Below are 25,677 nucleotides of genomic sequence, written 5' to 3'. Positions count from 1 at the left end.
CGACCGATGATCGACATCCACCAGGCGCGTGCGCTCGCGGAGGCCAAGGTCCGTGAGATCGAGGAGCCTGCCACGCCGCTCGTGCTCACCGCGCCGGACGCGCCGCGCGAGTACCCCTGGGCGTGGGCGTTCTCCTACAACGCGGCCCGCTACCTGGAGACGAACCACTTCTCGGACATGGTGCCGGCCGGCCCGATCATCGTGCTGAAGGACGGCAGCGACGTGTGGATCGCGAACTCCGCGCCGCCGGTCGAGCAGTGGCTCAACATGTACGCGGAGCAGCACGGCCTGGCGACCCTGCCGCTCCCGCGGTCCTTCACATTCTGAGACGTTCTAGAGAGTGGACGGCTCGCGCGGCGTGACCAGGTCGAGGCGGTCGCCGAGGATCACGGCGGCCGCGCGGACCAGCTGCGAGATCCGGTCCACCTCGGTGACGTGGAACGACGCGGCGGAGAGGCCGTCGCTGTCCATCCGCGCCACCACAAGCACCAGGCCGGCCCGGCCGAACGGCGCGACCGCGTACCGGGTGCCGTCCACACCTGTCAGCGAGCGGGCCCGCAGCGGCGTGACCTCGGGCAGGTGCAGCGGCGCGGGCGCGCGCCAGCTGGCGTAGGCCACGTCCGGCTCACGGCCGGTCGCCACCGCGGGCTCGGCCTGTTCCGTGTCGGCTGCCGGCGGCCGGGGCGCGGCAGACCTGGCAGCCCAGTCGGCCGGGACCACCGCGGCGGCGGCCCAGTCCGCGGCAAGCAGGCCGGGGACCGCGTCGACAAGCGTGGCGAGGCCGTCCGCCGGGTTCGCGGCGACCTGGGCCAGCAGTTCGGCGTCGTGACCGCCGGCCACCGGCGCGCCGATCGCCCGCCAGACGCCGTCGACCTGCACGCCGGGGATCGCGGCCAGGCCGGCCATCAGACGCTCGACGCGCGCCGCACCGGGCCAGACCACTGTGAAGTCGTCGACGGCACGGCCGCCGAGCCGCTCCAGCACCACGACCTGCACGATGTCCGCACCGGCGACGCCGAGCGTGCGTGCCACCTGGCCGAGCGCGCCAGGACGGTCAGGAAGCGTGACCCGGACCCGCAGCAACATTGACGCTCCCCCTCGGTCCTCTGAACTTCAGAGAAATTCCGTACGGGACAAGCATGGCGGGTGTCCGTTTCGTGGTCGTTGCTGACCCATGTCCGTGCATAAAAATACAGATGGGACCGGTTACGCCGACGCCCGCCGAACAAGGTGCGTGTCGAGCAGGATGTACGGCCGTTCCATCGGCTCGTGCCGGATGCGCGCCACCAGCAGCCGGGCCATCTGCCGGCCCATCTCCTCGACCGGCTGGTGCACCGTGGTCAGCGGCGGGTCGGCCTGGCGCGCTATCGGCGAGTCCTCGAAGCCGACCACCGCGACGTCGTGCGGCACCCGGCGCCCGGCGTCGCGCAGCGCCCGCAGCGCACCGCACGCCATCAGGTCGGACGCGACGAAGACCGCGTCCAGATCCGGGTTCAGCTCGAGCAGCCGGTGCATGGCCGCGGTGCCGCTGCCCTCGGAGAAGTCGCCGTACGCGATCAGGCTCTCGTCGGCCGGCCGCCCACGCAGCTGCACCGCCTCGCGGTAGCCGGTGAGCCGGGCAACGCCCACGCCCATGTCCTGCGGCCCGGCGATGGTGGCGACCACCTGCCGCCCGCCGGCGATGAGATATTCGGTGGCGAGCCGCGCGCCGCCGGCGTTGTCCACGTCCACGAAGTAGGCCGCCTGCGCGCCCGGCTGCAGCATGCGCGCCGGCCGGCCGCCGAGCACGGACGGCAGGTCACGCTGTTCGAGAAGCGTCGGCAGCGGGTCGGAGTCGTGAAGCGAGAGCAGCAGCACGCCGTCGACGTGCTGGTTGGTGAGGTGGTGCTCGACGCGCTCCCGCTCGGCAGGCGACTGCGCCATCGCGAGCCACAGCTGCATCTGCGTCTCCAGCAGGCCGGAGCTGATGCCGCGCACGATCCCGGCGAAGAACGGCTCGCCGAACACCCGCTCCTCGGACTCGGAGACGACAAGCGCCACCGAGTCGGTCCGCTGGGTGACAAGCGCGCGGGCCGCCCGGTTCGGCACGTAGCCGAGCTCGTCGATCGCGGCCTGCACTGCCGCGCGGGCCTCCGGGCTGACCTGCGGGGAGCCGTTCACCACGCGGGAGACGGTGCCGCGCCCGACACCCGCGCGCGCGGCCACGGCATCGAGGGTTGGCCGGCCGAGCGATCGCGTGCGCTGGGTTGTCATCTCTGCTCCAAAGGCCCGGGGGCGTGCCGGTGGAGGCACGCCCCGCTACGGTACGACCACGCTTTACTGTGCGGCCAGACCGTTACGTCGGATCACGTCGGCGTACCACCTGGCGCTGCTCTTGGGGATGCGCTCCTGCGTCTCGTAGTCGACGTAGACCATGCCGAACCGCTTCGCGTAGCCCCACGACCACTCAAAATTATCCATGAGTGACCAGGCGAAGTATCCCTTGAGCGGCACGCCGGCCTCGATCGCGGTGTGGCAGGCGCGCAGGTGCTTGTCGAAGTAGTCCACCCGGCCCGGGTCGTCCACCTCGCCGTCGACCACCTTGTCCACGAACGCGGAGCCGTTCTCGGTGACGTAGAGCGGCACCGGCGGGTAGTTCTCCGCAACTCCGCGAAGCGTTTCGATGAGCCCCGGGGCGTCGATCTCCCAGTCCATGTCGGTGACCGGCACGCCGTCCCGGTGCACGAACCGGACCGTCTCGCTGCCCGTCCACGGGGACGGCTCGGCTACGGCAGAAGGCAGCGGCGCGGCGACCACGTGCCGGCTGTAGTAGTTGATGCCGAGGAAGTCAAGCGGCTGGTTGATCGTGGCCAGGTCGCCGTCGAGCAGGTGGGTGAAGTCGGTGACGTGGGCCAGATCCTCGACCACGTCCGCCGGGTACTCGCCCTTCAGCACCGGGTCCAGGAAGAACCGGTTGGCGAGCCCGTCGATCCGGCGGGCCGCGTCCGCGTCCGCGTCGGAGGAGGTGGCGGGCGCCATCGAGTACAGGTTGAGCGTGATGCCGAGCTGCGCGGCAGGCGTGGTGTCGCGCACGGCCTGCAGCGCCAGCCCGTGGCCGAGCAGCAGGTGGTGAGCGGCCTTGACCGCGGCGGCGCCGTCCTGGACGCCTGGCGCGTGCACGCCGGACCCGTACCCCAGGAAGGAGGAGCACCAGGGTTCGTTGAACGTCGTCCAGTTGGTGACCCGGTCGCCCAGGGCTGCCACTGTCAGCTGGGCGTAATCGGCGAACCGGGCCGCGGTGTCCCGCGCCGGCCAGCCGCCCGCGTCCTCAAGGGCCTGCGGCAGGTCCCAGTGGTAGAGCGTCGCCCAGGGCAGGATGCCGACCTCGAGCAGCTCGTCCGCGAGCCTGCGGTAGAAGTCCAGGCCGGCCTGGTTGACCGCGCCTGAGCCGGTGGGCTGGATGCGCGACCAGGCCAGCGAGAACCGGTACGACTTCAGGCCCAGCTCGGCCATCAGGCGCACGTCTTCCCGCAAGCGGTGGAAGTGGTCGCAGGCCACGTCGCCGGTGTCGCCGTTGAGCGTCCGCCCGGGCGTGTGGCTGAACGTGTCCCAGATCGACGGGCCGCGGCCGCCCTCGGTGACCGCGCCCTCGATCTGGTACGCCGCGGTCGCGGCGCCCCACAGGAAGTCCTGAGGAAACAACTGAGTCGTCACGCCTTGACGGAACCTTCCATGATGCCGCCGATGATCTGGCGGCCGAACGCGAGGAACACGAGGAGCAGCGGCACGATGGCCAGCGCGGTCCCGGTGAAGACCTGGACGTAGTCGGTCGTGTAGTTGCCCGTGGCAAGGATCTTAAGCGAGTACTGGATCGTCGGGGTGTCTCCGTCGAGAACCAGGTACGGCCAGAGGAACTCGTTCCACGTCTCCATGAACGTGAGCAGGCCGAGCACGGCCGCGGCCGGGCGCAGCGTGGGGAGCACGACGCTCCAGTAGATGCGCCAGGTGGAGCAGCCGTCCATCCGGGCCGCCTCGATCAGCTCGTCCGGGATCGCGGACATCGCGAACTGCCGCATCATGAAGACGCCGAAGCCCTTGACCAGGAAGGGCACGATCACGGCCTGGAGCGATCCGAGCCAGCCCAGCTTGATCATCATGATGTACAGCGGGATGTAGCCGAGCTGGGTGGGGATCATCATCGTGACGATGATGATCAGCAGCAGCGCGTTCGCGCCCCGGAACTTGAGCTTGGCGAACGCGAAGCCGGCAAGCGTGGAGAAGAGCACCACGGAGATCGTCACGACGCTCGACACGAAGATCGAGTTGGCCAGGCCGATCAGGAAGTGCGCCTGGTCGTTGGCGAGCAGCCGCTGTGTGTTCGCGACGAACTCACCGCCCGGCACGAGCGGCGGCGGGATCTTGTAGACCGCCGAGTTGTCGCGCGAGGCGACGATGAACGACCAGGCGATCGGGAAGATCGCCAGCAGCACCGCGATGATCAGCGCCACGTAGGTGAGCGGGCTGGCCTCCCACAGCCGCGCACCGGGGCGGCGGCTGCGGCGGGCGGGCTTCTGCGGGACCTGCGAGGCCTGCGGCGAGGGCGGGACGGTCAGCGTGGTCACTGGACGGACCCCTTCAGCGAGCGGCGGACCATCAGGAAGTTGATCAGCGCGAACAGCATGATCAACATGAAGAGCAGCCAGGACATGGCGGAGCCGACTCCATACTTGAAGTTGCCCTCGAACGTGGTGGAGTAGATGTACATCGCGATCGTCTGGAAGCCCTCCAGACCGCTGCCCGAGCCTGCCGCGCCGTAGTTGAACATCAGCGGCTCGGTGAACAGCTGCATCCCGCCGATGGTCGAGATGATCACCGTGAACAGGATCGTCGGCTGGATCAGCGGCACGGTGATCTGCCAGAACTGCCGGGTCGGGGACGCGCCGTCAAGCGAGGCCGACTCGTAGAGGTCCCGCGGGATGGCCTGCATGGCGGCCAGGTAGATCAGCGCGTTGTAGCCGGTCCACCGCCAGTCGACCATGAACGAGATGGCGGTCCAGGACGCCCAGCGGCTGCCCCGCCAGGAGATCGGGTCCAGGCTCAGCGACTGCAGGATCCAGTTCGCCAGGCCGTACCGGTCGGCGAAGATGAAGCCGAAGACGATGCCCACCGCGGCGACCGAGGTGATGTTCGGAAGCAGGATGCCCATCCGCAGCGCGGTACGGAAGCGCAGCTTACGGTTCAGCCAGTTCGCGAGCATCAGCGCGAGCAGCAGCTGCGGGACTGTCGACACGACGAAGATGCCCGCCGTGTTGTACATCGCGTTCCAGAAGTTCGCGTCGGTGAGCACCTCCTGGTAGTTCTCCAGGCCGACGAAGCCCTGGTCGCCCTTGATCAGGCCCCAGTCCCGCATCGACACCCAGCCGGTGTAGAGCAGCGGGAAGAAGCCGAAGACGAGGAAGAGCACGAAGAACGGCGCGACGTAGAGGTACGGCGACGCCTTCATGTCGAGCCGCCCGCGCCGCGCCTGACGCGCCTGCTTGCGGAGCTGCCCGGGGTCCAGCGGCGGGGGGCTCGCCGCGTGCCGCGGGTGTCCCGCGGCCTCAGTATTGACGCTCATGTGGTGGGGTTCCTTCCCCGGCCGCCACGGCCGGTGACTCCTGACCGTGTGACGGTGGCGCCCACGCGTCGAGCGTGAGCGCCACCGCGCGCCGGTACCGGTCGATCAGCCCTCGGCCAGCTTCTTACCGTCCGCGACAGCCTTCGCCCAGGCCTCGGCGGACGTCTTCTTCCCCTGCTCCGCGTTGCGCATCTCGGTCTCGAAGTAGTTCTCCCAGATCGCCTGGTGCTTCGGGCCGAGGTAGATCGGCTGGAGGCTCTTGGCGCTGGCGCCGAAGAGCTCGCCGGTCGGGGCGTTGCTGAAGTACTCGTTCGTCGAGCCCTTGAACGCCGGGTCGTCGAGCGCCTTCACGTTCGACGGCATGTTGCCCTTCTCCGCGTACGAGGAGAGCTCGCCGTCCTTGCCGGTCAGGTAGGTCAGCAGCTTGTAGGCCGCCTCCTTGTTCTTGCTCTGCTCCGGGATGGCCAGGTACGAGCCGCCCCAGTTACCGCTGCCGCCCGGGATCGTGGCGATGTCCCACTTGCCCTTGCCGGCCGCGCCGGCCCGCTCCGCGATCGAGCCGGTCATCCACGCGGGGCACGGCACTGTCGCGAACGCGGCGTTGGCGAACGCGGCGTTCCAGTCCGGCTGCCAGCGCTGCAGCTTGCCGGTGAGACCGTCGGCCGCCATCTGCAGGCCGAAGTCCCAGGCCTCCTTGACGACCGGGTTCTGCTCGACGACGAAGTTGTTGTTGGTGTCGTAGAACCAGGTCTTCGACTTCTGCATGATGTACGGCTGCATCACCGCGGTGGCGGTGTCGATGAACGCCACGTCCTTACCGGCCGGCGAGCTCTTGAAGCGCTTGCCGGTGGCCGCGTACTCCTCCCACGTCGGCCACAGCTTGGAGACCTCGGCGCGGTCGGTCGGCAGGCCGGCCTCCTTGAAGAGGTCGGACCGGTAACACATCGCCAGACCGCCGATGTCGGTGCCGAGACCGACAAGCTTCGACTTGTCGGAGGTGAAGCCGTTGGCCCACTTGTAGGGCAGGAAGTCCTGCTCCAGGGACGCCGCCCCCAGGTCGAGCAGGTTGGTCCACTTGTCCGGCGTCTCCAGGTAGCCGAGGAGGGTGCCCTCCTCGAGCATGACCACGTCGCCGGCGCCCTGGCCGGTGGCGAGCCACTGGTTCAGCTTCGGCGTGAAGTCCTTCAGTTCACCCATGTTCTGGGCGTCGACCTTGATGTCCGGGTTCGCGGTCTGGAAGGCCGCCACGGCCTTGTCGAAACCGGGACTGCCGAAGTACTGCAGCGTGACGGTGCCCCCGCCGCCCTCGCCGCCCTCGTCGCCGTCACTCGCGCTGCACGCCGCGGCGGAGAAGACCATGCCGGCGGCGAGAGCCGCCGCCGCGATGCCGCGCAGACGGCGCCTCGGAACGCTCATCCTGACCCCTTTGAAGTGGTGGAAGTGTGGGTATGCCGGTGAAGCCGGTCGATGTGCAGACCGGCGGACGCGCTCCGCTGACAGCGAAGTGTGGTGCCCGACACCGCAATCCGGGAGCGCTCCCATGAGATTGCCGACACGTTACGAAGGTGTCAAGGGGCCGATGGGAGCGTTCCCATTTCGTTACCGCCCTCTATGTAGCCGGTTACAAAAACCGTGCCGGCACTAGGCTTTGACCGTGAAACAGCTGCTGACCGGCCCTGACCTGGACGATGAGACGCTGATCGCGTACTACGCGCGCCCGAATCGGCCGACGCTCCGGGTCAGCTTCGTGTCGAGCGCGGACGGGGCGATGGAGATCGGCGGCCTCTCCACCGCGCTCTCCGGCCCGGACGACAAACGCGTCTTCGGCGTGCTGCGCATGCTCGCGGACGCGGTGCTTGTCGGCGCCGGCACGCTGCGCCGGGAGAACTACCGCCCGATCCGCCTCAGCCCGCCGCGCATCGAGTGGCGCCGCGCGCACGGCCTCCCGGACGTACCCACGCTCGTCACGGTCTCCCGCTCGCTCGACCTCGACCCGGCGATGCCCGCGCTCGCGGACGCACCGGCCCGCCCGCTCATCCTCACCTCGTCCGGCGCGCACCGCCCCGATCTCGCGGCGGTGGCCGACGTGATCCGTTTCGAAGATCCAGATCAACTTCTCGCGGGGGTACGGGCGAGAGCGCTCGACCACATCCTCTGCGAGGGCGGCCCGCAGTTGTTCGGCACGCTGCTCGCCGCGGACGCGGTCGACGAACTCTGCCTCACCGTCGCACCCCTGCTGGCCGGCGCCGGTGCCTCCCGGATCGCGGCCGGGCTCCCCGCGGCCGCCCGGCGGATGCGCGCGGCGCACGTGCTCCGGGGCGGTGACCACCTGATGATCAGGTATGTCAAGGCGAGTTAGACCTGTCACCCGATCGGGTCTTTAAGATCCACTGGTTGTGGATAACCCTGTGGGCAACCACAATATCTTGTGGAAAACCTGGGGACAGAGGGTGCCGGCCGCGGCGTGGCTTCCGTTGTTGTCGTACCTGTGGGGCACGATGATCGGGTGCCAGTAGACACCCAGGACCCGGGCCCCGTCGTCGGCCGCGTGCTGGGCACCGAAGACGCCACGCCGCTGCAGTTCTGGACCGCCGTCACCCCGGGGGCCTACCTGCAGCTCGACGACGTGGTCGTGACCCGGCGCGAGCTGCCGGGCCGGGAGCCGGTGACGATCGCCGGCGTGGTCACCCAGGTCCGCGCGCGGCACGAGGGCGCCCAGTTCGACTCCGACGTCTTCGCGATCGCGGAGGGCACGCTTCCCGCGCTGATCCAGGAGGCCGCGGAGATCACCACCACCCGCGTCGACCCGGAGCTCTACGTGCCGCCCGCGCCCGGCGCGCCGGTGCATCGCGCCGAGGGCGTCGCCCGTGCCCAGGCGCTGCACTTCGACCGGATGGAACGGCCGGTGCCGATGGGTTCCGGCCGCGACGGCGTACCCGTGTATCTGAATGCGGATTTTCTTGACGGCACCCGCGGCGCCCACGTCTCGATCTCCGGCATCTCCGGCGTGGCCACCAAGACCAGTTTCGCCACGTTCCTGCTCTACTCCGTGTTCCGCTCCGGCGTGCTCGGCGCGGACGGTGTCAACTCCAAGGCGCTGATCTTCAACGTCAAGGGCGAGGACCTGCTCTTCCTCGACTATCCGAACGCACGGCTGGACGAGAAGACCACCGAGGCCTACTCGCGGCTCGGGCTGCCCGCCGCACCGTTCGCGGACGTCCGGGTCTACGCGCCGCCGCGGATCGGTGACGCCTCCGGCACGCCCGACGTGAGCAGCCGCCTGACCGGCGTCGACGCGTTCTACTGGACGCTCGCCGAGTTCTGCGCGACCGGCCTGCTGCCGTACGTCTTCGCGGACGCGGACGACGAACGCCAGCAGTACACGATGGTCGTCCACGCGGTCGCGGCCCACCTGCAGCGCGTCGCGGTCCCGGCCGAGGGCGGCGTGAGCATCGAGGGCAAGCGCATCTCGTCCTACGGCGACCTCGTCGACTTCCTTGTCGAGCAGCTCAGCGACGAGGAGACCCGCCGCGACTGGGCCGGCTCCGCGGTCGGGATCGGCACCACCAACGCGTTCGCCCGCCGCCTGATCAGCAGCAAGAAGGACCTGTCCCGGCTGATCCGCGGCGACCTCGCCCAGCGCCGCCCACACTCGATCAACACCTCGGAGAGCGCCCAGGTCACAGTGGTCGACCTGCACAACCTGCCGGACCGCGCCCAGCGCTTCGTGGTCGGCGTGACGCTCAAGGCCGAGTTCGAGCGCAAGGAGAAGGCCGGCACCGCCAAGCCGCTGCTCTTCGTCGTCCTGGACGAGCTGAACAAGTACGCACCCCGCGACGGCACCTCGCCGATCAAGGAGGTGCTGCTTGACATCGCGGAGCGCGGCCGGTCGCTCGGCGTGATCCTGATCGGCGCGCAGCAGACCGCGAGCGAGGTCGAGCGGCGCATCGTGACCAACTCCGCGATCCGGGTGGTCGGCCGGCTCGACCCGGCCGAGGCTGGCCGCCCCGAGTACGGGTTCCTCCCGCCCGCGCAACGTCAGCGCGTGCTGCTCGCCAAGCCCGGCACCATGTTCGTCAACCAGCCGGACATCCCGGTACCGCTCTGCGTCGAGTTCCCGTTCCCGGCCTGGGCCACCCGGGTCTCCGAGGCCGGCGCGGCGCCCGCGGCCTCGCTCCGCTCGATCGTCCAGGCCTCGGACCCGTTCGCGGTCGTCGGCGGCCGGGGAGTGACAGGGGCCCGCATCTCCGACGACGACATCCCCTTCTGAGGACGCGACATATGAAGATTTTGCACACCTCGGACTGGCACGTCGGGAAGGTCCTCAAGGGCCACGCCCGGGTGGAGGAGCACATCGCCGTGCTCCGCGACCTGGTGGAGATCGCCCAGAAGGAGCGGCCCGATCTGGTCATCGTGGCCGGCGACCTCTACGACACCGCCTCCCCCACGCCCGACTCGACGCGCATCGTGACCCGCGCGCTCACCGCGCTGCGGGCCACTGGCGCCGAGGTAGTGGCGATCGGCGGCAACCATGACAACGGCGCCGCCCTCGATGCACTGCGCCCCTGGGCGGACGCGGCCGGCATCCAGCTGCGCGGCACCGTCCGGGAGAACGCGTCCGAGCACGTGCTCACCGGCACCACCGCCGGCGGCGAGGCGTGGCGGCTGGTCGCGCTGCCGTTCCTCTCCCAGCGCTACGCGGTGCGCGCGGTGGAGATGTACGAGCTGACCGCGTCCGAGGCGCAGCAGACCTACGCGGACCACATCGGCCGGCTGATCGCGAAACTCACCGAGGACTTCGCCAAGCGCGACGCGGTCAACCTGCTCACCGGCCACCTCACAGTGGTCGGCGCGAAGATGGGCGGCGGCGAGCGGGACGCGCACACGGTGCTCGGCTACGCGGTACCGGCAAGCGTCTTCCCGTCGTCGTGCCACTACGTGGCGCTCGGGCACCTGCACCGTACCCAGCAGATCCTCGGCCCCTGCCCGGTCCGCTACTCCGGCAGCCCGCTCGCGATCGACTTCGGCGAGGAGGAGAACCAGCCCTCCGTCACGATCGTGGAGGTCACGGCCACCACCGCGGCCCGCCCACGCACCATGCCGATCGCGTCCGCCACCCCACTTCGCACCCTCCGGGGTACGGTCGCCGACCTGCAGCGGTACGCCGAGCGCAACCCGGCGGCGTCCGGCTGGCTGCGCGTCTACGTGCGCGAGATGCCCCGCGCCGGCCTGCGCGAGGAGGTCCAGGACCTGCTGCCGAACGCGCTTGACGTGCGCATCGACCCGGACATGCTGCCGACCCGTACCAGCCCCACCGCGGCGCAGCGGGCCGGCCGCTCCCCGAGCACGCTGTTCGCCGACTACCTGAAGGTCCGCGGGCACGACGACGAGGGCATCAAGGACCTGTTCGACGAGATCTACGAGGAGATTCCGGGAGGCACGTCGTGAGGCCGCTGCGACTCGACATGGCCGGTTTCACCGTGTTCCGCGAACCGACCACTGTCGACTTCCTCGACGCGGACTTCTTCGCGCTGGTCGGGCCGACCGGCTCCGGCAAGTCCACTGTGCTCGACGCGATAACGTTCGCCCTCTACGGCCAGGTCCCGCGCTGGGGAACGGCCCGCGGCATCGTCAACGCGCTCGCGCCGTCCGCGGCCGAAGCACGCGTCCGGCTCGTCTTCGAGTCCGCAAACGAGCGGTACGTCGCCACCCGGGTGGTCCGCCGGGACGGCAAGGGACGCGTCGCCACGAGCGGCGCCGGCCTGCAGCTGATGCCGCGCGGCTTCGACGTGTCCAAGCTGGACACCGGGCTCTCGCCGGAGGATCTGGGCGAGGTGCTGGCCGGGACACCCGCGGAGATGGACAAGGCGGTGCAGGAGGCGGTCGGGCTGCCGTACGAGCAGTTCACCACGTGCGTCGTGCTGCCGCAGGGCCAGTTCGCCGACTTCCTGCACGCCAAGCCGGCCACCCGGCAGCAGATCCTGGTCAACCTGCTCGACCTCGGCGTCTACGAGGAGGTCCAGCGGCGCGCCACCTCCCGGGCCGGCGCCGCCGACGCGAAACTCGAAGGCGTCGACCAGCTGCTGGCCAACCTGGACGACACGGACGACGAGCACCTCGCGGCCGCCACCGAGCACGTCGCGCTCGTGCACGGACTCACCGAGGGCGTCGAGACCGCGCTCCCGGACCTGCGCGCCGCCGCGGCCCGTACCGAGGCCGCCGGCGCCGCGCTCGCCACCCTTGACTCCGAGATCGCGAAGCTGCGCGGCGTGCGCGCGCCGGCGGACGTGGCCGCGGTGGCCGGCGCCGCAGCCGACGCCCGCACCGCCGCCGCGGAGACGGTCCGCGCGGTCCACGCGGCCGAGGAGCTGGAGGAGAAGGTTCGCGGCGAGGTGTCCGGCGCCGGTGACGCCACCGCGCTCCGCCTGCTGCTGGAGGCCCACGCCGACCTGGACAAGCTCACCGCGCAGGCCGCGGAGCTGACCGCGATGCTTGCCTCCGCCGAGACCGAGCACGGCGCGGCAGCCGGTGCGGTCGCGGACGCACGGGCCGGGCACGAGCGCGCGATCGCGGCACTTGAGGCGGCCCGCCAGGCCTACCAGGACGCACAGAACGCGGACCGGGCCACCGCGCTGCGCCTGCACCTGGCTGTCGGCGACGCCTGCCCGGTGTGCGCGCAGACGGTGACGGCGCTGCCGGAGGACGCCCCGGCACAGGGGAACACCGGTGCTGGGCAGGCGGTGCCGGTCGACGGCGCCGGACGGGCCGTCGGGCACCGGCACGGCTCCGACGCGGGCGGCCGGCCGGGCGCACCCGCCGGCGCCTCCGGACGCGGCGCCGACAGCCGTGGCGCCGACAGCCGTGGCCGGGCCGGCGCACCCCGCCCGCGCGGCGAGGCGGAGCCGCAGACCGACGCCGCCGCCCGGCGCGCCGCCGGACGCTCCGCGGTCGCCGCCGCCGAGGCCGAGGGCAAGGCCGCCCGCGCGGCCGCGGACAGCGCCGCGAAGCTCGTCGCCACCCGTGAGCAGGCCGCCCGCGAGCTGGAGCGCACGCTCGACCGCGCGCGGGCCCGCCACGACGACCTGCAGCACCGGCTCACGGCCACCACCGCGAAGGTGGCCGGCTCGCCCGGCCCCGCCGCGCTGCGCCGCGAGCTTGACGAGATCGCCGCGCTGCAGGCGAAGCTGGACGGCGCGGGCGTCGCCGTGCGCCGGGCCCGCGAGGCCCAGCGGCGCGCCCAGGCCGAGGCGGAGCGCGCGGAGCAACGGCTGCGGGCCGCCTGGCAGGGCTTCGACACCGCCCGGGACGCGGTCGCGCCGTTCGGGCCGCCCGCGCCGGACCGGGAGGACGTGGCCGCGGCCTGGGCCGGGCTCACCGGCTGGACCGGGGAGCAGGTCACCCGGCGGGCCGAGGCCCGGACCGCGGCCGAGGCGGAATTGCGGGCCGCACGGGGCGGCGCGGACGGCGTACACCTGCGGATCGAGGCTCTTTTCGACGGTGTCGGCGTGTCCGCGCCGGCGAAGCGCGGCGAGTCCGACTACCTGCGGGCCGCGGCCGTCGCCACCGAGCGGGCCGAGGGCGCGCTCCGGCGCATCGAGGAGCGGCGCGAACAGGCCGCGGCGCTGCGCGAACAGCGGGCCGGACACGAGCGGACCGGCCGGGTCGCCAAGACCCTCGCCGGCCACCTGCGGGCCAACAACTTCGAGCGCTGGCTGCTTGAGGAGGCGCTGGACCTGCTTGTCGACGGCGGCTCCCGGATCCTGCGCGAGCTGTCCGGCGGTCAGTACGAGCTGGTCCACGACAAGGGCGAGTTCTGGGTCGTGGACCACTACGACGCCGGCCTGCGCCGCGGCGTGCGCACGCTCTCCGGCGGCGAGACGTTCCAGGCGTCGCTCGCGCTCGCGCTTGCGCTCTCCGAGCAGCTGGCCGGCATGTCCACCACCGCTGCCAGCCTGGAGTCGATCGTGCTCGACGAGGGCTTCGGCACGCTTGACGCCGCCACGCTCGACTCGGTCGCCGCCACGCTTGAGAACCTGGCCGCCCGTGGGGACAGGATGGTCGGCGTCGTCACCCATGTCAGCGCGCTCGCCGAGCGGATCCCGGTCCGTTTCGAGGTGCGCAAGGATGCCCGTAGCGCGCGAGTGACCCGGAGCGGCCTGTGACCCGTTACTTCATCGACGCGTGGGACCCGGCCTACGGGTCGTCGATCGAGACCGACGGCTCCGCGGGCTTCGCCGGCCCGTCCGAGCAGAGCACCGTCCAGGTCGACGCGGACCTGGAGGTCCCGTCCGAGCAGTGGCAGCCGCTCCTGCCCCCGTCCGGTCTGCGCCCGCCACGGGTGGTCCTGCTCGTCGACGGCGTGCGCCGCATCGACGCCGGCCTGTGGACCGAGGAGGAGGACGGCGCGTCCTATCCCGGCCTCGCCGCCTCCTACGCGGCCGGCGTGGTCCGCTGCGACCTGGAACAGGGTGTCGCGGTGCTGGCCGGATCACGGGTCCGGCGCGGTCTCTTCACCGCCAGCCCGAGCGCGGCCGACGCGGTCGCCGGTTCGATCCGTTACGAGGTGCACCGGGTCAGCGGCGCCGGCGAGCAGAGCAAGCTCCCGGCCGCGATCCAGGCGCCGCTCACCGCGCTCGAGGTCGAGGTGTCAGGTGAGGCCCGCGCGGACGCCGGCGACGACGACCTGCTGATCGTGGACGGGCCGCTGCGCAACCGCCGCCAGCTGGCGCGCACGATCGGCTACATCAAGACCCAGCACCGGCAGTACCTGCCGCCTCGGCTCTCCGCGGTCGTCACGTCGCTGAAGCCGGGCCAGCGGTCCCCGGTCTTCCTGACCGGCACGACCTGGGGCGGGTACTCCTGGTACATCCGGCTTCCCGGACGGCCGGGCGCGCCGTGGGCCGGCATCATCCGCGCCGAGTGCTCGTCCGATCTGGCGCCGGCGGCCGCGTTCGCGCTTGCCGACCTGTCGCTTGTCACGCTGCCGCGCTTCGCGTCCACCGCCTACAAGGACCCGCGCGCCCCGCAGAATCTGATCCCGATCGCAGGGCTGGAACGCCGTCTCCGGTCGATGCTCGGCGATTCGCGGCTGCTTCATCGCGCGCTGACCCAGTCGGCCGCGCGCGCCGCCTACGAGGCCGCAACCCAGAACCGCTGACAAGCACATTTACCCACACCCGCGGTGGTCCGGCCCGCACGCTCCCGCGGGCTTCCGGTTCCGCGGTGGTCCGGCAACACCCGGGACCGTCAGCGCGCCGGCCCCGGCAGACCCGGAGACCGTCAGGGTGATGCTCCCCGCGGGTCCGGGACGCGTCAGAAACGGGCGAAGGAGCGGATCGGCGTCCGGGGCCCGAACCGGGGCGCGGCGATCCCACCGGCGGCAAGCAGCACGCAGACCCGCCCACGATGGCCCGCGAACGGCTCCAGCAGCGCAAGCATGCGGGCGTCATCACCCCGCGCCTCGCCGGCCAGGCCCCAGGCGACAGTGTTCGGCACGTGGAAGTCGCCGACGCTTACCGCGTCCGCGTCGCCGAAGACGGTGCGGACCGTCTCCGCGGCAGTCCACGGGCCGATGCCGGGAATGCTCAGCAGGCGTCGGGTCAGCGACGCCGAGTCACCGCAGCGGTCGAGCGTCGCGGCCAGCGCCGCCGCGCGGAGGATGGTCTGGGCGCGCCGCTGCTCGACGCCGAGCGGGTGCAGCGCCCAGTAGGCGAGCCCGGCCACCACCTCGGCCGGCGGCGGCACCCAGAGGTCCGGACAGGGGCCGGGCGCAGGGGTCCCGTAGCGGCGGGTCAGCGCGGACCAGGCGTGGAACGCCTCCTTGCCGGTGACCTTCTGCTCCAGGATCGCGCGGGCCAGGCGCGGGAAGACCAGGCCGGTGGCGGGGAAGCGGATGCCCTGGTGGGTGTGGGCCAGGTCCGCCACGACCGGGTGGGCGGCGGCCAGCGCGGGGAAGCCGGAGACGTCGTCGCGCAGGCCCGCGATCGCGTCCGACCGGTCGAGCAGCCAGGTGGCGCCGTCGCCGTACGCGGTAGCGGTCAGGCAGTCGCCGGTGCGGGTCAGGCTCAGTGCGGCGGGACCGTCAGGGGTGTGCGCCGCGCACCAGAAGACGCCGTCGACGAAACGGGCGGCCGGGTCGAACCGGCCGAGCCCGAGCAGGCGCAATGTGCCCGAGACGTGGTAACCCGGCGGGAGCGTCAGCCGGCGTTCGTGAGGCACGCGGCAAGTGTGCCACCTGGGAAGACACGCTGGAAAGACTCGTGGGTACGGGGAGCGGCTGCTCCCCGTACCCACGGGATGGATCGTGAAAGCGGGGCGCCGGGGCATCCCTTCAAAATGCCCCGGCGCCGCCTCTTTCAGAACCCTTGGCGTTGTCCGGCGTCGCCAGGGGGGTAGGTCCGGCGACGGCGGACGGCGCCGCGGGAAGTGTCAGCCGCCGACCTGGACCCGCGCGGAGTCGATTGCGGGCGTCTGGTTGGCGCGCTCCATCATCGGGGTGCGGTGCGAACCGTCACCGGCCCACACGGTGCACTGGAACTCGCCTGCGGCCGGGAGGCCCGGCACGTTGATCTGCACGGTGTCGGCCTGACGGCCGCCGCCGCCGTCCTCGGTGGCGACGAAGAACGCGGGGGCCGGAGCGGCGTCCGGGGCCTCGTTGTTGTTCGCGAGCACCCGGCACGCGGTGTGGAAGTGGCCACGGACCAGGCCGTCGTTGTTCAGGAAGGAGCTCTCCAGGTAGTAACCGCCGGCAGCGGCACCCAGGAAGCGGTCACGGACCAGATTGCGGGTGCTGACCGCGATGGTGAACGGCTGGTTCACGCCCACGTTGTCCGGGATGTCGGTGATCAGCAGCGACGCGTTGTTTGCGGCGCTGGCGACCTCACCGAACTCGGTGTCGACGCAGCGGTTGCCCTCCTGGAAGCCGGTGTGCGGCTGCAGGCGGCTCTCGGAGCAGTCGTCGCCCAGGATGGCGAGACCGTTGGTGTCCTCGCGGACCGTACCCTCGCCGGCGCCCGGGTTCTGGCCGTTGCCGCCGCCGTTGTTGTTGCCGCCGCCGTTGTTGTTACCGCCACCGTTGTTGTTGCCGCCACCGTTGTTGCCGCCGCCGGTGGTGCTGGACGGGTTGGCGGCCGGCGTGCTCGCGGCCGGGGTGGTGGGGGGCAGCGAGGCCGGCTTGCAGCCACGGTTGCGGCGGTTACGTCCGCGCGCCTCGTTGATCTCCTGCTCGGAGGCCTGGCCGTCACCGACGTTCTGCCGGCGGCCGTTCTCGTCGATGAACGTGCCCCGGCCGTTGCGCGGGTACGTCGTGGCGGAGACCTGCGGCTGCGGGGCTGCCTGGCAGGCGTTGCCGCGGTTGTTGCCGCGGCGGTTGGTCGCCGCGTTCGACACCTGGGTGATGGCGATGATCCCGCCGAACACCGCAACCGTCGCCACAGCCGCGACGATCTTCCTGTTCCGTGAGGCCAGGGAGTACCTGAGCTTATCCGTCCACCTGGGCATGACGGGCAACCTTCCTTAACAACAGATCGAGCGCTGACGGGGTTGGGGTGGTCAGCGCCTTATCGACTACGGATGATGCGGACGGCGCCGAACGCGCCGGCTACCACGGCCACGACCAGCACCAGCCAGATGGCGGTCGTGTCGAAGCCACCGGTGGCGCCGCGTGCCTGTGCCGCCGCCAGGAGGGCGTTGGCGCCGGTGACCGGGTCGGCCTGCGCGTTGGGCGCGGCCGGAAGGGCCGCGTAGTTCACGAGGTCGGTGCTCTCCAGCAACGTCAGGTGAGTGAGCACGAAGGTGTTGGCCTGCTGCGCGAGCGCGCGGACCACGTCGTTGCGGGTCGAGCCGCGGATCGTCCCGATGACCGGGAAGATCTTGCCGTGGGCGGCGCGCAGCCGGGCCACGAAGATCTCGTCGAACTGGGCGCCCTCGGCGGCCTCCATCTCGGCCAGCCAGTTCTGCTGATCCTGGTTCGGCTGGTCGGGGAGCTGAACGTTCAGCTTCTCGGCCACGTTCCGGGTCAGTTCGTCGAGTTCGACGTGCTGCTCGCGGATTGCGGCGCCGACCTCCTGGACGCGCTGCGACTCGCCCTTCTCGATCGCCATCTCGCCGGCCGGGATCTCCCACAGGCCCGCGAGGCGTACCGCGATCACGAACTGCTCGTCCGCGGACGTGACGGGGCCGGAAGCGTCCTGCGCGGCCGGGTCCACCACGCCGGGTGTCGGCGCCGCGAACGCCACCGCGGGGGCGGAGAAGAGGACCGCACCCAGGACAGCAAGGGTGGAAACCGCGCGTACGCCGCGTTGCCGGAGTCGCACAGCCACCATCACTTCACCTCCATTAGTCGACACATCACGTCTCACGGATTTGAGGGTTCAGAGGGTTCAAGCCATCGAAAAAAGGTTCTTCGAATTTGTTTTGAACCTGGATCATCACCCGATCGGGTGATGGGACCCCGCCAATGCGAAGGGCCGACCGCTTTCGCCGCGGTCGGCCCTTTCAGTTATCGCTTAATTGCGATCAGTAGTCGTAGTCGCTCGACTTGGCCGACGAGCTCGCCTCGGGAGCGGACTCCTTGCCGGACTCCTGCTTCTTGGGGAGCGGCACGGCCTTCGGGGTGCCCTCCGGGAGGCACTCGAGGTTCTTCTTGCCGTCCGGCGCCGCGATGAACCAGGTGCCGCCGACCTTCTGGCCCTTCCACTGACCGGGCTTCTCGTCGCCGAGGTAGGTGTACAGCGGCCAGCCGTCAAGCGTGATCTGGCGGGTGCCGTCGGACCGGAGCACGGTGCCGACCAGCTCCTCGTCGACGCCCTCAAGCGCGGGCTCGCCGTCGGTGAGCGCCGGCGGCCAGATGATGGCGCAGTCGCCGTTGCAGTTCGAGATGGCCGGCTTGTTGCTGTCCTTGTCGAAGCGGTAGAGGAGGAAGCCCTCCTCGTTGGCGACGACGTTGCCCATCTGGTCCAGGGACTTGGCGATCAGCTTCTCGGTGAGCTGCTCGGGCGCGAGCTCGACCTCGTCGTCGCCGGCCGGCGCGGCAGAGGCGTCGGGGTCAGCGCTCGCCTCAGAGTCCGGGGACCCGCTCACCTCGGCCGCGGCGGGCACGGGGTTCGAGTCTCCGGCGGTGTCGTAGCTGACCGGCGCGCAACCCGACGCCAACATCAGCGCCGCGGCGAGCGCACCCATGGTGCCGCTCATGGCGAGGAGGGTTCGCTTCTGGGTAACCACGTTGATCTCCCTGAGGGTTCGTCCGCTTTTCGGTTCTGCCGGTGAATACGCACGACAACGCGGAGAGGATCGGAGATCGGCGGTGGACAATTTCACACCGAAACGTTGAACCAAAAAGCGCCGGGGCCCGTGAATGCACAGGCCCCGGCGCGTTTCATGCTTTGGTACGGATCAGTCCGGAGCGGTCACCAGCGTCGCGCCGGGCTTGCCGTCCGAGCCGACCAACTGCACCTGCACGTGGGCGATCTCGGCCCGCTTGGCCGCGGTCTGCGCGGACAGCTCAAGCGGGTTCGGGTTCGCGGTGGTGCCGTAGCCCTTGTCCGGGACGAGCCAGCCGGACAGGGTCTCGCTTGTGCCGTCCGTCTTGACCATGACCAGGCGGCACTCCTCGGGCCCGGTGATGTTCGAGACCATGAAGTTGACCTGCGTACCCCAGTCCTTCTCCTGGAAGTCCACAAGGAGCTGAACGCCGGTGCGCGGGTCGGTGGCGCGGTACTGCTCGCCGCCGTCCGGCCCACCGAGCCCGGGACCGTCCGGGTCCGGAGGCAGCTGGCCGTTCTGGGACGGGACCGCCAGCGCCCCGCCGGTGCCGTCGCCGCCGAACCACTGACCGCCGGCGAAGAGCGACAGGCTCGCCACCACTGCCACGATCCCGAGTGCGAACGCGCTGCTGACCAACTGGCGGCGCCGGGCGCGCTTGCGCTCCTTGCCGACAGTGCCCATCATCCGCTGCAGCACGCGGCCCTCGCGGTGCGTCTGCTCCGCGGCCACGTAGCTCGGCGGGTCCACCCGGCTGAGCACGTCGACCACTGGCATCAGAGACTCCAGCTCGGCCGCGCACTCGTCGCAGTCGATCAGGTGTTCCTCGAACGCGGCGGTCTCGTACTCGTCGAGCGCGCCGATCGCATAGGCGCCGACGTCCGTGTGCGGCGCTGACCCTTCCGGGGCAGCCGTCGAGAATCGGTCGCTCACCCCGTCACCCCCCGCTCCTGAAGCGCCGACCGCAGAGCCCGCAGCGCGTAGTAGACGCGCGACTTGGCGGTGCCGAGCGGCAGCCCGAGCGCATGTGCGGCCTCCTGCACGGTGCGCCCCTTGAAGTAAGTCTCCACCAGAATCTCCCGGTGCGCCGTGGTGAGCGTGCGCATCGCGTCGGAGACGGTCATCTCCTGCAACAGCCGATCGGTTTCATCGGATGTCGTGGGGAACGTCTCCAGCTCGCGGTCGTAGGTCTCGGTCGGGCGGGCCTTCTCGCTCCGGTGATCGTCGATCGCGATCCGCCGGGCGACTGTCACCAGCCACGGCCGCAATGAGGTCTGTCCCTGTGCACCCAGCCGGTGCGCATTGCGCCAGGCCCGAAGCAGCGTCTCCTGGACGATGTCCTCCGCGCGCTGCCGGTCGCCGCCGGTCAGCCGCAGCACGAACATCAGCAGGGGTCCCGCGTGCTCGTCGTACAGCGTGCGGACGAGCGCGTCCTCGCTCTTGGCGGAGCCGGTCGGGCCGAAGCCGCCGGTGCTCTCGCCGTCGTCGCCTCCACCGCGTCGCCCTCTTCCGCGAGGGTCGACCGGTCCGGTGGGGCCGCCGGGTATGCGAGGTGCGGGTGCTGGGTTCATGGCAGGGCGCGAGAAGTCAGGAGTTGCCTCGTGCGCGGCAGGCCTGGCCTCGTGCCGGGGAGCCGGTCGTGGCGTCACCGGCCCATCATTGCGGTTGATCGAGCTGCCGTCGAGCGTCAGCCACCGGTTTATTGATCGCGGCTGCCCAGGGGCACACAGTGTGTCCGTTCCACGACCACCGCCGGCTACCTGCTGCATCGCCACCTCCTCGTACGGTTACGGTCGCTGCTCGACTCGATCGCAAGTAGGTACGCGGTGGCAGGGCCCGTTGGATCAATCTGACGAGGAGAAATCCGTGAATCTGTGTGGCCTCGGTCACTCGTCCGGGTGACGACCCAACATTTCCGAAATGTCACCCACAGATGTGCATTAAGTCACATTTCACATTCTGGGACTGATTCCGGGCGCAGGCCGGTGCGACGGCGCCGGACGGCCCCCTCCGCCGCGCGCTCGTGGGCACCGGGCGACCCCGGCAACAACATGCACACCCACTCCCGGCACATTCCAAAAACACGAATCGGCCGGTACGACAGCGTGGGCACACTGCCGTACCGGCCGATTCAATCGTGCGCCGGCGATATCCGGGACGACCGTCGTTGTCGCAGCTCACTGGGCTGGTGAGCGGCACGGTCGCTGCCTGCGCCGATCCGGGAGCCTGCACTACCACAGTAATTCTGGCATGCTTTCGCAGAGGAACATTAAGTCGTCTAAGCACTCCTTAATCAAGCGAAAAGAATCGTTCGATCGGGGCTTTCTCACTATTCATAACGCGTGCCGGGCATTCAAGGTCGCCACCGCGACCGTGACCGTTCCGTTACCGGAGGTGCGGCGTCCGGATCAACAGCGACGCCTGCACGTCCGTCCCGCCGACCGCCTCGTAGACGTGCGGCACGTCGGCCCGCCAGGACACGTACCCACCCGCGCCGACAAGCAGCGGAGCATCGGCCGGGCCGGCCCGCAGCACGCCCGCGAACACGGTCAGGTCCTCGGTCACGCCGGGCTGGTGCGCCGGTGACGACTGCCTGGTACCCGCGGCGACGACAAGCCGGTACAGCTCGAACGTGACGCCCGGCTCCTCGAACGTGCGCAGCAACGTCGCGGTCACTGCCGCGCCGCTCACCTCCTGCGCCGGGTCCGCCGCAAGCGCCGCGCTCAGTGGCACACCGAGCTGCGCGGTCACCGCGTAGAGCGTCTCGAGCGTGGGATTGCGCACGCCGGTCTCCAGCCCGGAGAGCGTCGCCTTCCCGATCCCGGCCCGGCGCGCCACCTCGGACAGCGACAGCCCGCGCGCCTCCCGCAGCTCGCGCAGGCGCGGGCCGATTCCCCCTGGCGTGGTCACCGCCCCATGGTGCACGATGCCCTAGGCGTTCCGTTTATGAAACACCACTAGCATCCGGGGGTACGCCGTGAGCACGCGACTTCAACCGATCATCGCCGGGGCGGTCACCGCCGTCGTCGGCTTCGCCAGCTCGTTCGCGGTCGTGCTGGCCGGCCTGCGCGCGGCCGGTGCAAGCCCGGCGGAGGCCTCGTCCGGGCTGCTCGCCGCGTCCGTCGCGGTCGGACTGGTCGCGATCCTCCTCGGGGTGCGTCACCGCATGCCGATCGCGATCGCCTGGTCCACCCCCGGCGCCGCGCTGCTTGTCGCCACCGGAGTTCCCGACGGCGGCTGGCCCGCCGCGGTCGGCGCGTTCCTTGTCACCGGCGCGCTGATTGTGCTTGCCGGCCTGTTCACCCCGCTCGGGCGCGCGATCTCCGCCATCCCCCAGCCGATCGCCGGAGCCATGCTGGCCGGCGTGCTGCTCGACCTGTGCCTGGCCCCGGTACGCGCCGCCGCGGAGGTGCCGGCGCTCGCCGTACCCGTGATCGTGGTCTGGGCGGTGCTCTTCCGATTCGCACGGTTGTGGGCCGTCCCGGTCGCGCTCGCCGTGGCCGCCGTAGGCATCGCACTGACCGCGCCGCCCGGCGGGCTCGGCGGCGTCGACCCGTGGCCGACGCTTGTACTGACCGCGCCCGCGTTCACACCCTCCGCGCTGATCTCGCTTGCCGTGCCGCTGTTCCTGGTCACGATGGCCTCGCAGAACGTGCCGGGGATGGCGGTGCTGTCCGGCTTCGGCTACCGGCCACCGCTGCGGCCGCTGCTGCTGACCACCGGCGTCGCGACCGCGGTCACCGCGCCGGCCGGCGTGCACGCGGTGAACCTGGCCGCGATCAGCGCAGCGCTCGCCGCCGGGCCGGACGCCTCGCCCGATCCCGCCCGGCGCTGGATCGCGTCGGTAAGCGCGGGCGGGTTCATGATCCTGCTCGGCCTGGGCGCCGGGCTGGCCACCGCGCTTGTGCTGCTCTCACCGCCAGTGCTGATCGAGGCGGTGGCCGGGCTGGCGCTGCTGTCCGCACTGGCGTCCGCGCTCTCCTCCGCCGTGGCCGTGCCGGACGGGCGGGAGGCGGCCGTCGTGACGTTCGTGGTGACCGCGTCCGGGGTGTCGTTCCTGGGCATCGGATCCGCGTTCTGGGGACTGATCGCGGGTGCGCTGCTCCTGCTCCTGCTCCTGCTCCGGTTCCGGCAGACCCGCCGTCGAGCGGCCGCGCCGGTGACCGCCGACATGCCAGGCAGCGACTCCATGACCGGGCGACCGGCCCCCGAGACAGCACAGCCGAACCCCGGCGCGGCACAGCCGGACCCCAGCGTGGCGCAGCCGACTCCCGAGACGGCACAGCCGGACCCCAATACGGCGCAGCCGAACCCTGGCACAGCGCAGCCGGACCCTGATCAGGCGCAGCCGAACCCCGAGACGGCGCAGCCGCCTCCCGAGACGGCACAGCGGGACCCCGAGACGGCGGGCCGGGCTCCGCGCCCCGCCACTGATTCGGTGAAAGCGCCGCCCCGGCCACCGGCGGTCGATGTATCAAGGACTAAGTGATGTCGTTTCGGAGGGAGGCGCATGTCAGCGAAGCGGCGTCGCCCCCGCGGACTGCACCGGAATCCGTTCACCACCCGGGACGGCTTCCTGGCCTGGGCGAACAGCGCGCCGGTGACCGGAGCGCTCTGCCTGCTCGCCACGCTGCTCTGCCTGACCGGCGCGGTTGCGGCACACCGGCACACGTCCACGCTTCGTGACCGCGGCATCCAGGCGCAGGCGGACGTCCTGCGCGCCGGCAGTGACCGCAGCGTGCTGCTGCGGTTCACCACCGCGAAGGGCCAGGAGATCACCGCCGAGGTGGGCGCGCTCGACTGGGACCCGGCCCCGGTAACGGGCGGCACCGCCAAGGTCGTCTACGACCCGCTGAACCCGGCCGGAAGCGTCACCGACGCCCGCAACGGCCCCGATCGCCTGGTCACCTGGCTCCTTCTCGCCCTCGCCCTGCTCTTCGCCGTACTCGCACCGCTCTCTTTCACCCGCCGGGTCCGCTGGAGGAGCTGACCCGGCGGCGGCGTGGGAGACCCCGGGCCGGCGCCCGGGAGGCTCGGCCAGTCCGCACAAGTCCGGCCGGACGGGTCTTTCCGGACCACCGCGAGGCTTGCAGGGAGGAGCGCCAGCGACGACCGTTGCCCGCGGGAGCATGCGGGCGTGACCACCCGCAGAGCGGGAAGATGTGGCTTGTGGCGATCTTTGCGGACGTGTTTCTTTAACGGACTGTGATCAGGGTGTATGCATAGGCTCATGGATCTTCCGCTGATGCCGCCGATCTCGCCGATGCTGGCCAAGCCGATAAGCGAGATCCCGGCCGGGCAGTTGTACGAGCCGAAGTGGGACGGGTTCCGGTCGATCGTCTTCCGGGACGGCGACGAGGTCGAGATCGGCAGCCGCAACGAGAAGCCGCTGACCCGCTACTTCCCTGAGGTGGTCGAGGCGGTTCTGGCGAACTTCCCGGACCGCGCCGTGATCGACGGCGAGATAATCGTCGCGGACACCGAGCGGAACACGCTCGACTTCGAGGCGCTGCAGCAGCGCATCCACCCGGCCGCGTCCCGCATCACGCTGCTCTCCACCGAGACGCCGGCCAGCTTCGTCGCGTTCGACCTGCTGGCACTCGGCGATGAGGATCTGACCGCGCTGCCGTTCGCGGAGCGCCGCCGGCGGTTGCAGGAGGCGTTGTCGCACTCGGCGCCGCCGGTCCACGTCACGCCGCTCACAGATGATCTGGAGACCGCGCGGCGCTGGTTCGCCGAGTTCGAGGGCGCCGGGCTGGACGGGCTGATCGCCAAGGGGCCGGAGCTCACCTACCAGCCGGACAAGCGGGTGATGACCAAGATCAAGCACAAGCGCACTGCGGATTGCGTGGTGGCCGGCTACCGCGTGCACAAGTCCGGCGCGGACCGGATCGGCTCGCTGCTGCTCGGCCTGCACGACGAGAACGGCGCGCTGGTCTCGGTCGGCGTGATCGGCTCGTTCCCGATGGCCCGCCGCCAGGAGCTGTTCCAGGAGCTGCAGCCGCTCGTGACCGACTTCGACGGCCACCCGTGGAACTGGGCCGCCCACGAGCAGGGCGAACGCACGCCCCGGCGGAACGAGCAGAGTCGATGGAACGCAGGCAAGGACCTGTCCTTCACGCCGCTGCGCCCGGAGCGGGTGGTCGAGGTCCGCTACGACTACATGGAGGGGGTGCGCTTCCGGCATACCGCGCAATTCGAGCGGTGGCGCCCGGACCGCACGCCGGAGAGCTGCACGTATGAGCAGCTGGAGCGGCCCGTTCGGTTCAACCTTGCGGACGTGCTCGGCACGCACTGACCGTGACCCGCGCGGCACGCGCCCGACAGGACCCGCGCGGCACGCTGACCAGGATGCGCGCGGCACGCGACCGACGCCGGAAATCTCGCGGATGGTTCCGGTAGGTCAGGGCCTTTACGGAGCACGGGTGTCGCGCGGCCGCCGCGTCAGCGGCGATCGGCCGGAGCGGCAGCGCCCGGAGCGGCAGCGCCCGGAGCGGCAGCGCCCGGAGCGGCAGCGCAGCCGGAGCTGTCGTAAAGACCGGCACCGAAGCGGGACGGCTCCGGTAGGTCAGGGCTGTTGCGGAGGCCGTGTGAGGCGCGGCTGCCGCCTCAACGGCGGTCCGCAGGGCCGCCGCAGCGTGATTGGCCGCCAGGATCGGCATCGACACGCTGAGGATCCCGCGATGGGCAAGCCCACGTGGCTCTCGGGATCCGTCTCCGTCCGGTTCTCGGGGATGGAGCACCACCACTCCCGACATGTCGGACAAATTAGTCACTCACTGATCCGCCGGAGGCGAAGTCAAGATCCTTGCGACCCTGGT

22 protein-coding genes are annotated in these 25,677 nt (G+C 70.9%); 9 read left to right on the top strand and 13 right to left on the bottom strand.

The annotated features are described in order from the left end of the window. Positions 1–6: 6 nt before the first annotated feature. A complete protein-coding gene (locus tag ACIA8K_RS22005) occupies positions 7–327 on the top strand; it encodes a YrhB domain-containing protein (protein WP_396062047.1) in 321 nt (106 codons plus the stop codon). Positions 328–333: 6 nt separating this feature from the next. Here ACIA8K_RS22005 and ACIA8K_RS22000 read toward each other — a convergent pair whose 3' ends face one another. The 6 genes from ACIA8K_RS22000 to ACIA8K_RS21975 form a co-directional block, all read right to left on the bottom strand. Further along, entirely contained in the window at positions 334–1,086 is a 753-nt protein-coding gene (locus ACIA8K_RS22000; RefSeq protein WP_396062045.1) for an amino acid-binding protein, read from the bottom strand. Positions 1,087–1,206: 120 nt separating this feature from the next. After that, positions 1,207–2,253, bottom strand: coding sequence for a LacI family DNA-binding transcriptional regulator (locus ACIA8K_RS21995; RefSeq protein WP_396062043.1), 1,047 nt, complete (start codon positions 2,251–2,253; stop codon positions 1,207–1,209). A gap of 63 nt (positions 2,254–2,316) precedes the next feature. Beyond that, positions 2,317–3,693 carry a GH1 family beta-glucosidase gene (locus ACIA8K_RS21990; RefSeq protein ID WP_396062041.1) on the bottom strand — a complete coding sequence of 459 codons (1,377 nt, stop codon included), beginning with the start codon at positions 3,691–3,693 and terminating at the stop codon, positions 2,317–2,319. Next, the gene (locus ACIA8K_RS21985; protein ID WP_396062239.1) at positions 3,690–4,514 is read right to left on the bottom strand and encodes a carbohydrate ABC transporter permease; all 825 of its coding nucleotides are present in this window, start codon (positions 4,512–4,514) and stop codon (positions 3,690–3,692) included. The genes ACIA8K_RS21990 and ACIA8K_RS21985 overlap by 4 nt, the downstream gene beginning before the upstream one ends. A gap of 83 nt (positions 4,515–4,597) precedes the next feature. Then, entirely contained in the window at positions 4,598–5,596 is a 999-nt protein-coding gene (locus tag ACIA8K_RS21980) for a carbohydrate ABC transporter permease (RefSeq protein WP_396062039.1), read from the bottom strand. 105 nt (positions 5,597–5,701) lie between these two features. Beyond that, the gene (locus ACIA8K_RS21975; RefSeq protein ID WP_396062037.1) at positions 5,702–7,012 is read right to left on the bottom strand and encodes an extracellular solute-binding protein; all 1,311 of its coding nucleotides are present in this window, start codon (positions 7,010–7,012) and stop codon (positions 5,702–5,704) included. Positions 7,013–7,250: 238 nt separating this feature from the next. On the opposite strand from ACIA8K_RS21975, the gene ACIA8K_RS21970 reads away from it, so the two are divergent. The 5 genes from ACIA8K_RS21970 to ACIA8K_RS21950 all read left to right on the top strand — a co-directional run bounded on the left by ACIA8K_RS21970 (position 7,251) and on the right by ACIA8K_RS21950 (position 14,753). Beyond that, positions 7,251–7,955, top strand: a complete 705-nt coding sequence (locus ACIA8K_RS21970; RefSeq protein ID WP_396062035.1) for a pyrimidine reductase family protein — start codon at positions 7,251–7,253, stop codon at positions 7,953–7,955. A gap of 147 nt (positions 7,956–8,102) precedes the next feature. Next, positions 8,103–9,866 (top strand): ATP-binding protein, encoded by a 1,764-nt coding sequence (locus ACIA8K_RS21965; RefSeq protein ID WP_396062033.1) that lies wholly within the window; start codon positions 8,103–8,105, stop codon positions 9,864–9,866. An 11-nt stretch (positions 9,867–9,877) separates the two neighbouring features. Continuing rightward, a complete protein-coding gene (locus ACIA8K_RS21960; RefSeq protein ID WP_396062031.1) occupies positions 9,878–11,044 on the top strand; it encodes an exonuclease SbcCD subunit D in 1,167 nt (388 codons plus the stop codon). Continuing rightward, positions 11,041–13,758, top strand: a complete 2,718-nt coding sequence (locus ACIA8K_RS21955; RefSeq protein WP_396062029.1) for an AAA family ATPase — start codon at positions 11,041–11,043, stop codon at positions 13,756–13,758. Before ACIA8K_RS21960 ends, ACIA8K_RS21955 begins: the two co-directional genes overlap by 4 nt. Then, positions 13,755–14,753: a hypothetical protein gene (locus ACIA8K_RS21950; RefSeq protein ID WP_396062027.1), complete on the top strand. Its 999-nt coding sequence runs from the start codon at positions 13,755–13,757 to the stop codon at positions 14,751–14,753. The genes ACIA8K_RS21955 and ACIA8K_RS21950 overlap by 4 nt, the downstream gene beginning before the upstream one ends. Before the next feature lie 155 nt (positions 14,754–14,908). On the opposite strand, the gene ACIA8K_RS21945 is transcribed toward ACIA8K_RS21950, so the two are convergent. The 7 genes from ACIA8K_RS21945 to ACIA8K_RS21915 form a co-directional block, all read right to left on the bottom strand. Then, positions 14,909–15,814 carry a DNA-3-methyladenine glycosylase family protein gene (locus ACIA8K_RS21945; RefSeq protein ID WP_396062025.1) on the bottom strand — a complete coding sequence of 302 codons (906 nt, stop codon included), beginning with the start codon at positions 15,812–15,814 and terminating at the stop codon, positions 14,909–14,911. A gap of 210 nt (positions 15,815–16,024) precedes the next feature. Beyond that, a complete protein-coding gene (locus ACIA8K_RS21940; RefSeq protein WP_396062023.1) occupies positions 16,025–17,029 on the bottom strand; it encodes a Pecanex-like protein 1 in 1,005 nt (334 codons plus the stop codon). Between the two features lie 125 nt (positions 17,030–17,154). After that, on the bottom strand, positions 17,155–17,919 hold the full coding sequence (locus ACIA8K_RS21935; protein ID WP_396062021.1) for a DUF4142 domain-containing protein: 765 nt from the start codon (positions 17,917–17,919) through the stop codon (positions 17,155–17,157). Between the two features lie 193 nt (positions 17,920–18,112). Continuing rightward, entirely contained in the window at positions 18,113–18,817 is a 705-nt protein-coding gene (locus ACIA8K_RS21930) for a hypothetical protein (protein ID WP_396062019.1), read from the bottom strand. A 171-nt stretch (positions 18,818–18,988) separates the two neighbouring features. Continuing rightward, positions 18,989–19,789, bottom strand: coding sequence for a hypothetical protein (locus ACIA8K_RS21925; RefSeq protein WP_396062017.1), 801 nt, complete (start codon positions 19,787–19,789; stop codon positions 18,989–18,991). Then, entirely contained in the window at positions 19,786–20,427 is a 642-nt protein-coding gene (locus ACIA8K_RS21920; RefSeq protein WP_396062015.1) for a sigma-70 family RNA polymerase sigma factor, read from the bottom strand. The genes ACIA8K_RS21925 and ACIA8K_RS21920 overlap by 4 nt, the downstream gene beginning before the upstream one ends. Positions 20,428–21,241: 814 nt before the next feature. Then, positions 21,242–21,766 carry a helix-turn-helix domain-containing protein gene (locus ACIA8K_RS21915; protein WP_396062013.1) on the bottom strand — a complete coding sequence of 175 codons (525 nt, stop codon included), beginning with the start codon at positions 21,764–21,766 and terminating at the stop codon, positions 21,242–21,244. Between the two features lie 67 nt (positions 21,767–21,833). Here ACIA8K_RS21915 and ACIA8K_RS21910 point away from each other — a divergent pair, with 67 nt between their 5' ends. From ACIA8K_RS21910 to ACIA8K_RS21900, 3 genes are all read left to right on the top strand, one after another. Continuing rightward, positions 21,834–23,345 (top strand): benzoate/H(+) symporter BenE family transporter, encoded by a 1,512-nt coding sequence (locus tag ACIA8K_RS21910; protein WP_396062011.1) that lies wholly within the window; start codon positions 21,834–21,836, stop codon positions 23,343–23,345. A 21-nt stretch (positions 23,346–23,366) separates the two neighbouring features. Continuing rightward, positions 23,367–23,846 (top strand): DUF3592 domain-containing protein, encoded by a 480-nt coding sequence (locus ACIA8K_RS21905; RefSeq protein WP_396062009.1) that lies wholly within the window; start codon positions 23,367–23,369, stop codon positions 23,844–23,846. Positions 23,847–24,086: 240 nt separating this feature from the next. Beyond that, positions 24,087–25,154: an ATP-dependent DNA ligase gene (locus ACIA8K_RS21900; RefSeq protein WP_396062007.1), complete on the top strand. Its 1,068-nt coding sequence runs from the start codon at positions 24,087–24,089 to the stop codon at positions 25,152–25,154. Positions 25,155–25,677 lie beyond the last annotated feature (523 nt).

Origin of the sequence: Catenuloplanes sp. NPDC051500 (genome assembly GCF_044454585.1) — a bacterium.
Taxonomy (GTDB): domain Bacteria; phylum Actinomycetota; class Actinomycetes; order Mycobacteriales; family Micromonosporaceae; genus Catenuloplanes.
Note: the sequence above shows the minus strand (reverse complement) of the source record. Positions and strands in the feature narration are given on the sequence as shown.

Bases quoted from the DNA above. Each gene is read 5' to 3' on its own strand.
- ACIA8K_RS22005 (WP_396062047.1), top strand. From the start codon at position 7: ATGATCGACATCCACCAGGCGCGTGCGCTCGCGGAGGCCAAGGTCCGT.
- ACIA8K_RS22000 (WP_396062045.1), bottom strand. From the start codon at position 1,086: ATGTTGCTGCGGGTCCGGGTCACGCTTCCTGACCGTCCTGGCGCGCTC.
- ACIA8K_RS21995 (WP_396062043.1), bottom strand. From the start codon at position 2,253: ATGACAACCCAGCGCACGCGATCGCTCGGCCGGCCAACCCTCGATGCC.
- ACIA8K_RS21980 (WP_396062039.1), bottom strand. From the start codon at position 5,596: ATGAGCGTCAATACTGAGGCCGCGGGACACCCGCGGCACGCGGCGAGC.
- ACIA8K_RS21975 (WP_396062037.1), bottom strand. From the start codon at position 7,012: ATGAGCGTTCCGAGGCGCCGTCTGCGCGGCATCGCGGCGGCGGCTCTC.
- ACIA8K_RS21960 (WP_396062031.1), top strand. From the start codon at position 9,878: ATGAAGATTTTGCACACCTCGGACTGGCACGTCGGGAAGGTCCTCAAG.
- ACIA8K_RS21935 (WP_396062021.1), bottom strand. From the start codon at position 17,919: ATGGTGGCTGTGCGACTCCGGCAACGCGGCGTACGCGCGGTTTCCACC.
- ACIA8K_RS21920 (WP_396062015.1), bottom strand. From the start codon at position 20,427: ATGAACCCAGCACCCGCACCTCGCATACCCGGCGGCCCCACCGGACCG.
- ACIA8K_RS21905 (WP_396062009.1), top strand. From the start codon at position 23,367: ATGTCAGCGAAGCGGCGTCGCCCCCGCGGACTGCACCGGAATCCGTTC.
- ACIA8K_RS21900 (WP_396062007.1), top strand. From the start codon at position 24,087: ATGGATCTTCCGCTGATGCCGCCGATCTCGCCGATGCTGGCCAAGCCG.